This is a genomic window from Candidatus Binatia bacterium, from assembly GCA_035631035.1.
Classification (GTDB): domain Bacteria; phylum Eisenbacteria; class RBG-16-71-46; order SZUA-252; family SZUA-252; genus DASQJL01.
Map to the genome: position 1 here is coordinate 1 of DASQJL010000071.1, position 11,999 is coordinate 11,999.

Annotated in this window: 9 protein-coding genes and 1 tRNA gene; 6 read left to right on the plus strand and 4 right to left on the minus strand. The window is 67.6% G+C overall.

Going from position 1 to position 11,999, the window contains the following annotated elements; translation table 11 throughout:
- From VE326_07455 to VE326_07470, 4 genes are all read right to left on the minus strand, one after another.
- On the minus strand, positions 1-1,791 hold a 1,791-nt coding region (locus VE326_07455), incomplete at its 3' end, for a S9 family peptidase (protein ID HYJ33042.1).
- Between the two features lie 17 nt (positions 1,792-1,808).
- Positions 1,809-2,468 carry a methyltransferase domain-containing protein gene (locus tag VE326_07460; GenBank protein ID HYJ33043.1) on the minus strand — a complete coding sequence of 220 codons (660 nt, stop codon included), beginning with the start codon at positions 2,466-2,468 and terminating at the stop codon, positions 1,809-1,811.
- 89 nt (positions 2,469-2,557) lie between these two features.
- Positions 2,558-3,547, minus strand: a complete 990-nt coding sequence (locus VE326_07465; protein ID HYJ33044.1) for an electron transfer flavoprotein subunit alpha/FixB family protein — start codon at positions 3,545-3,547, stop codon at positions 2,558-2,560.
- Positions 3,547-4,335 carry an electron transfer flavoprotein subunit beta/FixA family protein gene (locus VE326_07470; protein HYJ33045.1) on the minus strand — a complete coding sequence of 263 codons (789 nt, stop codon included), beginning with the start codon at positions 4,333-4,335 and terminating at the stop codon, positions 3,547-3,549. Before VE326_07470 ends, VE326_07465 begins: the two co-directional genes overlap by 1 nt.
- Positions 4,336-4,393: 58 nt before the next feature.
- Here VE326_07470 and VE326_07475 point away from each other — a divergent pair, with 58 nt between their 5' ends.
- The 6 genes from VE326_07475 to lon form a co-directional block, all read left to right on the plus strand.
- A complete protein-coding gene (locus tag VE326_07475; GenBank protein HYJ33046.1) occupies positions 4,394-6,361 on the plus strand; it encodes a bifunctional homocysteine S-methyltransferase/methylenetetrahydrofolate reductase in 1,968 nt (655 codons plus the stop codon).
- Between the two features lie 83 nt (positions 6,362-6,444).
- Positions 6,445-6,529 (plus strand) — tRNA-Leu (locus VE326_07480).
- A gap of 21 nt (positions 6,530-6,550) precedes the next feature.
- Entirely contained in the window at positions 6,551-7,822 is a 1,272-nt protein-coding gene (gene tig / locus VE326_07485) for a trigger factor (GenBank protein ID HYJ33047.1), read from the plus strand.
- Positions 7,823-7,912: 90 nt separating this feature from the next.
- Positions 7,913-8,533: an ATP-dependent Clp endopeptidase proteolytic subunit ClpP gene (gene clpP / locus VE326_07490; protein ID HYJ33048.1), complete on the plus strand. Its 621-nt coding sequence runs from the start codon at positions 7,913-7,915 to the stop codon at positions 8,531-8,533.
- A gap of 24 nt (positions 8,534-8,557) precedes the next feature.
- The gene (gene clpX, locus VE326_07495) at positions 8,558-9,811 is read left to right on the plus strand and encodes an ATP-dependent Clp protease ATP-binding subunit ClpX (protein ID HYJ33049.1); all 1,254 of its coding nucleotides are present in this window, start codon (positions 8,558-8,560) and stop codon (positions 9,809-9,811) included.
- Between the two features lie 155 nt (positions 9,812-9,966).
- Positions 9,967-11,999 (plus strand): endopeptidase La (gene lon / locus VE326_07500; protein HYJ33050.1); only part of this gene is annotated, 2,033 nt, incomplete at its 3' end.

Consider the following 11,999-nt stretch of genomic DNA (forward strand, 5'->3'; position numbering starts at 1 on the left):
GATGCGCTTCGTGATGCCGCGAAGCTCGGGCGTTGGGTCCAGGAAATGTGTAACCGGGGCCAGAGTTGAGGTCCACGTCGCCTCTCCGGCTCCAGTCGGAGCCGCGCCGGCCGCGGTCGAAGCTGGGCCGGATGTCCTGGAAGCAGCACCTGCCGCGGTCGCGCCCGCGCCGACCACCGGGGCCTCCAGCGTGCGGACGAACGTGTTCGGCGGCTCCTTCGGGCTCTCGCGCCGCGTGAAGAACCGCGAGCGCCCCGGACCGGCCCAGCCCAGGAACGATTCGTAGACGTCCTTGTCGCAGCGGAAGAGCCGCTCGGTCCTCAACGTCTTGAGATCGAATCGATCCAGGAACGGGCGATCTCCGGAAGGCGTCGCGCCGGCTCCGGCGAGATAGATCGATGCCCCGTCGCGATCGATCACCGAGAAGCCGTTCGCGAGCGGCCGGAACAGGGGGTCGCCGGGCGCCATGTACTTCTCGTTCACGCTCAGGTCCCAGATCACGCGCGTCGTCGCGCCGGGGGCGCTCAGGTCCACCTGATACGTCGTCTCCCAGCGGCGCTCGCGGTCGAATTCCTGGACCAGCGCGATTCCCGACGAGTCGGTCCATGCGATGCCGTCGAAGCGCTCCTTCAGCCGCAGGAGCTCCGACGCCTCCCCCGAGAAGGGCGCGGCCCACGCCAGGAGCCGGTCCCGATGCGGCACCTTCACATCGGGATCGCCCTGATCCAGCGCCTCGACGTAGAAGAGCGTCGCCGGAGCCGTGGGACGCCAGGAGTAGAAGCGCGGCCCGGTGGGCACTCCCTCCGGAGGAACCTGGTCGGCGAGCGCCAAGCTCGCGAGACGCCGCTCAACCTGCGCGTGGCGGTCCCAGATCTCCACCTCCCGCGGAAAGCGCCACCAGGCGTGGAGGTGGGAGTAGGGCCGGTGGATCCGTTCCACGATGAAGTGCTCGCCGTCCGGTGAGGGCTGGATCGATCCGAAGAGATCGGCCTTTCCGAACCGCGTGACCGTTCCGCTCAGGACGTCCACGAAGGCGAGCGCCGAGGACCCGTAGTAGTCGAACAGGTCCTCGTCGTGGGCGGTCTCGAGGACGTCGCGCCGCTCGTAGGTGCTTCCGATGCCGTGCTGGCCCGAGCCCTCCTGCACGTCGGGGCCGGTCGGAACCGGCGGCAGGCGCGGAGGCGGGCCGCGATCGGGGTCCACCAGCTTCACGAGAAGCGTCCGCTGGTCCGGCATCCAGAGATAGGACCATCCGAGCGCGGCATTCAGATGGACGCGCGGAATCCTTCGCGCCGTGGCCTGGGCGACGTCGAGCACCCAGAGCTCCAGGCTGTCCTTGGCGGTGTTCGTGAAGGCGACGCGCTTGCCATCGGCGCTCCAGAGCGGGCTGCCGATCCGGATGCTGTCGGGGAGCGTCACGCGACGCCCTTCGCCAACGTTAGCGCGCTCGCCGTGGCGGCGCTTCCCGTCCGTGGGTTCGGGAGCGTCTGCCAGGGACTTCACCGTGAGCCCCAGGAAATAGGGCGCGCGGTGGGGACCGTTGGTGACGGGATTCACCCGCACGCCCGCCAGCTTCACCTTGGGCGCGGCAAGATCGGCGAGCGGCGGGGATCCGGGACGCTCGGCGATCAGGAGCGCGTCGCGCGCGGGGCTCAGCCAGACCGCCGGAAAGGGCGGCGCCTGGAGCACCTTCTCCACTTCGGGGATCGGCTTGTGGTAGTAGGCCTCTTGCGCCGCTGCGGGACCGGCGAGGCCGAGGATGGCAACGATGGACGGGACGAGGAGGCGCATCGGCGTCCTCGACTGTATCACGCGCGCTTCCGGGCGATGACCGCCGCGTTGTTCGCGAAGTCGCAGCCCAGCAGCTTCTGCTTCACCCAACGTTGCAGGCCGGTGCGCATGGCGACGGCAAAACCCTCGCGCTCGGGTCCCAGCACCACGCGGTAGCCCGTCACGTCCAGCTCTTCGACCGTGAAGAACGCCCATAGATCGTGCAGCGCATACGTGTGCACGTGGGTCATGTCCCAGGAACGGGGCTCCGGCAGATAGGCGGCATTGGGCGTCTGCAGCACCAGCACGCCTCGCGGGGAGAGCAGCTCGAGCATCCGCCGCAGCAGCGCGATGCCGTCGCTCAGCGGCAGATGCTCCAGCACGTCGAGACACAGAATGGCGCCATACGTCCGGCGCACCTCGTTCAGGTCGGCGTACGTCCAGGGCCCGCCGTCGCCGATGTCCTGGGTGTGGTATTCGCCGCGATAGCCGGCAGCCTGCAGCTTCCGCATGACGCGGAGGTCGCCGGCGCCGACGTCGAGCAGGGAGGGTGCGTCGCGGATCGCCTCGAAGTAGACGCGCTCGATGTCGCAGAGGCTGTCGGTTTCCCACCATCGCCGTACGGGGAAGCGGGGGAATCCGCGCTTCAGGAGCGCTTTCCGCTTCCAGTAGGTCTCGTACGCCGGATGGCCGGACAACCGGACCTGCCTCCTTGGAAGGGCGGTGTGGAGGGCGGAGCCGCCGCGACGGACCGCCTACTCCTTGAAGGGCCGCCCGAGAGGGGGGCCTACTCCTTCAGCAGCTTCGCGAACTCGTCGGTGAGCGCGGGGACGATCTGGTAGAGGTCGCCTACGACGCCGTAGCTGGCCACCTTGAAGATGGGCGCCTCTTTGTCTTTATTGATGGCGACGATGGTCCGCGCGGAGGACATTCCGGCCAGGTGCTGGATGGCGCCTGAGATTCCCACGGCAAAATAGAGCGTGGGGTTCACGACCTTTCCGGTCTGGCCCACTTGATAACTGTGATCGATCCAGCCGGCGTCCACCGCGGCGCGCGAGGCGCCCAGCGTGGCGCCGAGCACTTTACAGAGCTTTCGCAATAATTCGAAATTCTCGGGACCGCCCATGGCGCGGCCTCCGCTGACGATGATGTTGGCCTCGGTCAGGTCGGCCACGCCGCCCTCGGTGGCTTCGAACGAGACGACCCGCGCGCGCACGCGCACGTCGCCCAGCGCGATCGTCTCGACCGCGGCGCTGCGCGCGGCATCGGCCGCGGCGGGCTGGAAGGTATTCGGACGGACCGACGCCACGCACGGCCTCGCGGCGCCGAACGCGACCTGCGCGAAGGCTTTGCCCGCGAACACCGGGCGGCGCGCGATGAGTCCGCCGTCCTTCCACTCGAATCCCACGCAGTCGGAAGCGAGTCCCGCGCCGAGCCGCGCTGCGGCGCGCGCGGAGAGATCGCGTCCCTGGCCCGTCGCGCCGAAGAGGAGCACTTCGGGGGACAGAGCCTCCACCGCCTGCTTCACCGCTTCGGCGTACGCCTCGGGAGCGTAGGTCTCCAGCGCCGGTCCCGTGACGTGCACGACGCGATCGGCTCCGAACGTCGCGAGACGCTCCGCTTCGCCGGCCGCGGCGGGTCCGATCACCACCGCGCCGACCGTGCCGCCCGCCTCGGCGGCCAGGCGCTTCGCCTCGGCCAGCATCTCCAGCGCGATCTTCCGGACCGCGCCGCCCTTCGTCTCCGCGACGACCGCGACCTTCACCGGGCTGGCCATCAGATCGCCTTCGCTTCTTCGCGGAGGAGACGCACCAGCTCGCGGGCGGTGTCGGCCGGCTCCCCCTCGAGCACGCGCCCCGCCGATCGGGCGGGGGGCGGCAGGAATTCCAGGAAGCGCACGCCCGCCGCACCCTCGCCTACCGACGTGGGATCGACGCCGAGATCGGCGAGCGTCCATTCGGGAATGGTCTTCTTCTTCACGGCCATGATCCCCTTGAGCGAGGCGTAGCGCGGCTCGTTCAGACCCTTCTGCGCCGTGATCACGGCGGGCAGCTCGAACTCGACCGTCTCGGCGCCCCCTTCGACTTCACGATGCGCGGTGCCTTTCTTCGCGCCCGGGTCGACGGCCAGTTTCACGACCACCGAGACGTGGGGCACGTCGAGCCGCTCGGCCAGCATCACGCCGACCTGCGACCAGTCGTGATCCACGCCCTGCTTGCCGGTCAGGATCAGGTCGAAGCCGATCTTCTTCGCGGCGGCGGCGAGCACGGTCGCGACCGTGCCCGGGTCGCCCAGGGCGACGCCGTCTCCCCTGAGCCACACCCCTTCGTCGGCGCCCAGGGAGAGGCCGTACTTGATCGCCTCCTTCACGCGCTCGGGCCCCAGGCTCGCGACGGTGACCTTGCCGGCGCCCAGGCGCTCCTTGATCCGAAGCGCCTCCTCGATGGCGAATTCGTCGTAGGGGTTCGCGATCCACTTCACGCTCGAGACGTCGACCTGGCCATTCTGGATTTGAATGCGGGTCTCGGTGTCGGGCACCTGCTTGACGAAGACGAGAAGATTCAAAACGGTTCCCCCAATTGGCTTCCAGCGGTGAGCCGGGCAGTATAGTACGATGCCTCCCATGGTGGAAGAGCCCGGCGCCCGCGCCCGCCATCCGTTCCTGGCGCGCCTCTCCGAGGGAATCCTGCTCGCCGACGGGGCGATGGGGACCTTTCTCTACGACAAGGGCATCCCCTTCGATCGCTCGTTCGACGCGCTGAACCTGACCGAGCCCTCCCTGATCCAATCGGTCCATCGCGAGTACATCCGCGCGGGCGCCGAGGTGATCGAGACGAACACGTTCGGGGCGAACCGATTCCGTCTTGCCGCGCACGGCGTCACCGATCCGCCGCGCCAGGTGAACCGGGCCGGCGCCCAGATCGCGCGGAACGCGCGCGAAGAGGTGGGCGAGCCGGTCTTCGTGGCCGGAGCGATCGGCCCGCTCGGAAAGCCGGTGGCGCCGCTCGGGACGATCCCGCGCGACGAGGCGCTCGCCGCCTACCGCGAGCAGGCGGAGGGGCTGGTCGAGGGGGGCGTCGATCTCCTGATCGTGGAGACCCAGACCGACCTCCAGGAAGCCCTGCTCGCGGTGGATGCGGTGCGCTCGGTCACGGCCGATCTGCCTCTGGTCGTGGAGATGACCTACACCGAGGACGGCCGAACGCTGCACGGCACCTATCCCGAGGACGCGGTGCGCGCGCTCACCGCGAAGGCGGTGGACGTGATCGGGGCGAACTGCAGCGTGGGGCCGAACGAGCTGCTCGAGATCGTGGAGCGCTACGCGCGGAAGAGCGCCCGTCCCATCGCGGTCATGCCGAATGCCGGGCTCCCGCGGCTGGTGAACGGCCGCTTCCTCTATCTCTCCTCGCCCGAATACTTCGCCGACTACGCGGTGCGCTTCGCCGAGGCGGGCGCGCGGCTGATCGGCGGCTGCTGCGGCACGACGCCGGCGCACGTCCGGAGAATGAGGGATGCTCTCGCGCGAAAGCGCGAGCGCCTGAACGCGGCGGGCTTGACCGGCGCGCCCTCGGCTCGAACCGGAGAAGGGGACGGCGCCTCCGGGCATACACCGCGCGGCGCCGTCACCGTCGATCCCGAGCGGGAGCGCCCCCGAGCCACCGTCGAGGAATCGGCCCCCGCCGGCGACCCCGCCCTGCGCTCCCGCCTCGCCGGCAAGATCGCGAGGCGCGAATTCGTCGTGAGCGTCGAGGTGGATCCGCCCCGCGGCATCCGGCCCCGGAAGATGATCGAGGGGGCAACCCTCCTGAAATCGTCGGGCGTGGACATGATCAACGTGGCCGACAGCCCGATGGCGCGCGTGCGCATGTCCTCGATCGCCCTGGCGACGATGATCCAGAGCCAGGTCGGGATCGAGACGATCCTCCACTTCACCTGCCGCGACCGGAACCTCATGGGGATCCAGTCCGACCTGATGGGGGCGCACGCCCTCGGCATCCGGAACATCCTGGCGCTCACCGGCGACCCGCCGCGGGCGGGGGACTATCCCAACACCACGGCGGTTTTCGACGTGGACTCGATCGGGCTCATCCGGGTGCTTGGGCAGCTCAACGCGGGGGTCGATCTGGGGGGGAACTCGATCGGCGAGCCCACGCGCTTCGTGATCGGCTGCGCCGTGAACCCCTCGGCGGAGAACTTCGACCAGGAGCTGGAGCGCTTCCGCGCCAAGGTGGAGGCCGGCGCCGAGTTCGCCATGACCCAGCCGCTCTACGAGCTCTCCACGCTGACCCGCTTCCTGGAGGCCGTGCCGAAGCCGCGGATTCCGGTGCTGCTGGGCCTCCTCCCGCTCCAGAGCCACCGCCACGCCGAGTTCCTCCACAACGAGGTGCCCGGGATCGTGATTCCCGACCCTGCCCGCAAGGCCATGCGGGAAGCCGGGGACCGGGGGATCGATGTTGGCATCGAAATGTGCCTCGATCTCCTGGTCGAAGCCCGCGCGCTGGTCGAAGGGGCCTATCTGATGCCTTCCTTCGGCCGCTACGAAGTCGTGGCCCGGGTGGTCGAGGCGGTGGTCCCGGGCGCCCGCGCCTGAAAACGGCCAATCCGGGCCCAATCTTCTTGTTGCCCAATCACTTCGGTGCTAGGATCATGGGCACCTGAAGGCACAGTCCGCTTGCGAGAGTGGCGGAACTGGCAGACGCGCGGGACTTAGGATCCCGTGAGGCAACTCGTGGGGGTTCAACTCCCCCCTCTCGCACCACTTTGACGAGGAGTGACGGGTTTGAGGGTCGACGTTCGAGACACCGGGGTCTGGCAGAAGACGCTGATGATCGAGGTGCCGGCGGAGGAGCTGGACGCCGATTTCGAGGCCGTCATCGAGGATTACCGCCGCAAGGCCTCCATCCCGGGGTTCCGGAAGGGGAAGGTGCCGCGGAGCGTCCTGGAGCTACAGTTTGGCCACTCCCTCGAGCACGACGTGCTCGAGCGGGCGGTCAAGCGCTCCTACGAGTCGGCCGTTCGGGAATCGAAGCTCGAGCCGATCACCTTTCCCGAGATCGGGAAGATCACGTTCGACAAGGGGAAGCCGCTCAGCTATGAAGCCAAGGTCGACGTTCGGCCTGAGGTAACCCCCAAGAACTACGAGGGTTTGGAGCTTCCGACCCGCGACACCGAAGTCCCCGACGAGGCGGTGGAGAAGGCGCTCGAGGACCTCCGGCAGCGCGCGGCGCAGTGGGAAGACGTCGACCGCCCGGCGAACGAGGGGGACGCCCTCCTCGTGGACTACGCCCGGCTGAACGCCAAGGGAAAGCCGGTCCGCCGCTCGGAGCAGAAGGACGCGCAGCTCGAGCTCTCCGCCTCGGGGCTCCTGCCCGAGTTCAAGGAGCACCTGGTCGGCCGGAAGGCGGGCGACCACGTCACGTTCGACGTGCAGTATCCGCAGGAGTTCGGCAACGAGGAGCTGCGCGGGCGCACCGTGACCTTCGCCGTCCAGGTCAAGGCCGTGCGCGAGCGCCGTCCCCGCGAGCTGAACGACGAGCTGGCCGTGGAGCTGGCGGGCATGCGCGATTTGGCCGAGCTTCGCGCGCGCATTCGGCTCAATATGGAGGGCGAGTCGCGGCTGGAGCTCCAGCGGGAGCAGGACGAAGCCCTGGCCGCGCAGCTCGTCGAGAAGAATCCCTTCGAGCTGCCGGAATCGATGATCGCCGAGTATCTGGAAGACCTCCTGCAGCGTCTAAACCGCGAGGGCCGGGAGCTTACGGAGGAAGACGCGGACCGGTTCCGGAACGAATACCGGCCGCACGCCGAGAAGCGGCTCAAGCGGGACCTGCTCCTCGACGCGCTCGCCCGGATGGAGAAGCTGGAGGTCACCGACGAGGAGATCGACCAGGCGATCCGCGCCGCCGCCGAGGGTGAATTGAACGAGGCCGAGACCGAGCGCCTCCTGCGCCATGAGGGGCAGCGGGACCGGGTCCGGGCCCACATTTCCGAACGGAAGGCCCTGGCACTCCTCCGGGAGCGGGCCCGGGCCAAAACATTGATCGTAACGCCTTAAGATGATGCGCCTTGTTCCCGATCTTCTGGGCACGCGGGTCGGCCCCGGGATCCAAGGTGTGGATGGCAGCCTCAGGGAGGAGCACTGAACATGTCGCTGGTGCCGATGGTTGTGGAGCAAAGCGGGCGCGGAGAACGGGCCTACGACATCTTCTCGCGCCTCTTGAAAGACCGGATCGTCTTCATCGGGACGCCGATCGACGACGTCGTGGCGAACCTGGTCATCGCGCAGCTCCTGTTCCTGGAATCCGAGGATCCGGACCGTGACGTGAACCTGTACATCAACTCGCCGGGCGGCGTCGTTTCGGCGGGACTCGCGATCTACGACACGATGCAGTTCATCAAGCCGGACGTGGCGACGATCTGCATGGGGCAGGCGGCCAGCATGGCGGCGCTCCTCCTCGCTTCCGGCGCGAACGGCAAGCGCTCGGCGCTGCCGCACTCGCGCATTATGATCCACCAGCCGCTGGGCGGCAGCCAGGGGCAGGCGACCGACATCGAGATCTACACGAAGGAGATCCTCACGCTCCGCACCGAGCTGAACAAGATCCTCGTGCGGCACACCGATCAGCCGCTTCCCAAGATCGAGAAGGACACCGACCGCAACTTCTTCATGTCGGCGGAGGAAGCCAAGGCGTACCGCATCGTGGACAAGGTGATCACGAAAATGGACCTCAAGGAGAAGAAGCCCGAGCCGGTGCCCGTCGGCTAACCGGCCCGGACCGAGACCCGACCCATGAAGAAGCGCGTCCATTCGCCGCATCCGATCCGCTGCAGCTTCTGCGGCCGCGGCCAGGACGAGGTCAGCCGCCTCGTCTCCGGCCCGTCGGTCTACATCTGCAGCGAGTGCGTCAAGCTGTGCAACGACATCCTCGAAGGCGAAACCGATCATGCGGCGGGGCTTCCCAAGGGCTCGCTCCCGAAGCCGGCGGAGATCAAGAAGGTCCTCGACGATTACGTCGTGGGGCAGGATCGCGCCAAGAAGACGCTCTCGGTCGCGGTCTACAACCACTACAAGCGCATCTATTCCGGCGGCGCCGTCGAAGACGTCGAGCTGGAGAAGTCGAACATCCTCCTCGTCGGTCCGACCGGCACCGGGAAGACGCTCCTGGCCCGCACGCTGGCGCGGATCCTCAAGGTCCCCTTCGCCATCGTCGACGCGACCTGCCTCACCGAGGCGGGCTACGTCGGGGAAGACGTGGAGAACATCCTGGTCCGCCTGCTCCAGGCCACCGACTTCAACGTGGTGAACGCCGAGCACGGCATCGTCTACATCGACGAGCTGGACAAGATCTCCCGCAAGTCGGAGAACCCCTCGATCACGCGCGACGTCTCGGGCGAGGGCGTGCAGCAGGCGCTCTTGAAGATCCTCGAGGGCACGGTCGCCAACGTGCCGCCCCAGGGCGGCCGGAAGCACCCGCAGCAGAAGTACATCGAGGTGAACACCAAGGACATCCTCTTCATCTGCGGCGGCGCCTTCGAGGGCCTGGAGAAGATCATCGAGCGGCGCGTGAGCAACAAGGCGATGGGCTTCGGCGCCGACATCAAGAGCCGCAAGGATCGGAACCTGGGCGAGATGCTCTCCCTGGTCGAGCCGGAGGATCTCCTCCGCTACGGGCTCATCCCCGAGCTGGTGGGGCGCCTCCCGGTGATCGGCGCGCTGGATTCGCTCAGCAAGTCCTCGCTGGTGGACATCCTGACCAAGCCGAAGAACGCGATCACCAAGCAGTACCAGAAGTTCTTCGAGATGGAAGGGGTCAAGCTGGAGTTCTCGGAAGACGGTCTCGAAGCGGTCGCCGAGCTGGCGCTGAAGCGCGGCACGGGCGCTCGCGGCCTCCGGGCGGTGCTCGAAGAGTCGATGCTCGATCTCATGTACGAGATCCCGTCGCGCCTGGAAGTCGTCGGGTGCACGATCACGCGGGAAGTCATCGAGAAGAAGACGCCTCCGATCCTCGCCTTCCGCGGAGACCGCCGGCGCAAGGAAGCGTAGGACGCAGAGGCAGGGAGCCCCGACGCGCCGGGGCGAAGCGGCGCGGCCCCCGCGGCATCTAAGACCGTAGCAACCGTACCCATACACGACTCCGGCCGGCTGGCCCCGGGCCCGTGCCCCGGGTTGGCGCCGGTTTTCCGTACCGAGGGAACCCCATGATCCGTATCGAGCGTGACGGCGAAGTGTTCGAGATCCGGGACAAGATTCCGCTCCTCCCGCTTCGCGACGTGGTGATCTACCCGTACATGACCATCCCGCTCCTCGTGGGACGGAGCGCTTCGGTGAACGCCATCGAGGCGGCCGTCCAGCGCGACCGCGTCGTGTTCGTGCTCGCCCAGAAGCGCCCCGAGGTGGCCGATCCGGCCTCCAAGGACCTCTATCGCGTCGGGACCGTCGTGCGCGTGCTCCAGCTCTTCCGGCTTCCGGACGGGACCATGCGCGTGCTGGTCGAGGGCATCTGCCGGGGACGCGGGAAGAAGTTCTTCTCGGAGAAGGACTCGATGTCGGCGTCCGTGGGGATCCTCAAGGACGACGTGAAGCAGGACGCCCAGCTCGAGGCCCTGATGCGGAACGTCCTCGCCTCGTTCAACGACTACGTGCACCTGAACCGGCGCGTGCCGGACGAGGTGCTCGCCACCGCGAACAACATCACGAACCCGGTGCTGCTCTCCTACACCGTGGCGTCGCACCTCCTGCTCAAGGTCAACGTGAAGCAGGCGATTCTCGAGGAGGACGACGTCCTCGAGCGCTTCCGGCTGCTCTCCAAGACGCTCGCGAGCGAGCTCGAAATTCTCAAGTTGGAGCGGAAGATCGAGGGCCAGGTCCGCAGCCAGGTCACGAAGAACCAGAAGGAGTTCTACCTCAACGAGCAGCTCAAGGCGATCCGCAAGGAGCTGGGTTACGCCAACGAGTTCTCGAACGAGGTGGAGGAGCTGGTCGCGCAGGTCAAGAAGGCGAAGATGCCGAAGGACGTCCACGAAAAGGCGATCAAGGAGCTGGACAAGCTCGGCAAGATGTCCTTCATGTCGCCCGAGGCCACCGTCGTCCGCAACTACATCGACTGGCTCGTCGCGCTCCCGTGGAGCGTCCTGACCGAGGACAACGGGGACATCGCCGCGGTCGAGAAGATCCTGAACGAGGACCACTACGGCCTGAAGAAGGTGAAGGAGCGAATCCTCGAGTACCTCGCCGTGATGAAGCTGGCGGGCTCCCTGAAGGGCCCCATCCTATGCTTCGTCGGCCCGCCGGGCGTGGGGAAGACCTCCCTCGGGAAGTCGATCGCGCGCGCGCTGGGGCGCAAGTTCTCGCGCATGTCGCTGGGCGGCGTCCGGGACGAGGCGGAGATCCGCGGACACCGGCGCACCTACATCGGGTCGATGCCGGGGCGCATCGTGCAGGCGCTGCGCAAGGCCGGCTCGCGCAATCCCGTCATGCTCCTCGACGAGATCGACAAGCTGGGCACCGATTTCCGGGGCGACCCGGCGTCGGCGCTGCTCGAGGTGCTGGATCCCGAGCAGAACCACACGTTCAACGACCACTACCTCGAGGTGGACCTCGACCTGTCGCAGGTCATGTTCATCACGACGGCGAACAGTCTGTATTCCATCCCTTCGGCGCTCCTCGACCGCATGGAGATCGTGCGGCTCCCTGGGTATCTCGAATTCGAGAAGGTCCGGATCGCGAAGGACTTCCTGATCCCGAAGGAGCTCAAGGCGCACGGGCTGGAGGAGAAGGATCTCAAGATCACCGACGAGGCGCTGCGCGACGTGATCGGGAGCTACACGCGCGAGGCCGGGGTGCGGAGTCTCGAGCGCGAGATCGCCGCCATCTGCCGGAAGGTCGCGAAGAAGAAGGCGATCGCCCAGTCCAAGAAGAAGGCCCGCATGTTCCGGGTCACGCCCGCGAACGTCGGGTCGTACCTGGGCGTGCCGAAGTTCCTCGACAGCCAGATCGAGAAGCGCTCGCGCATCGGCGTGGCGACCGGGCTCGCCTGGACCGAGGTCGGAGGCGACGTGCTCACCGTCGAGGTGAGCGTGCTCCCCGGCGGCGGCGCCCTCAGCATGACCGGAAAGCTCGGCGAGACGATGCGGGAGTCCGGACAGGCGGCGCTGTCGTACATCCGTTCCCGCGCCCAGTCCCTCGGCCTGGAGAAGAATTTCTATAAAGAGATCGACGTCCACGTGCATCT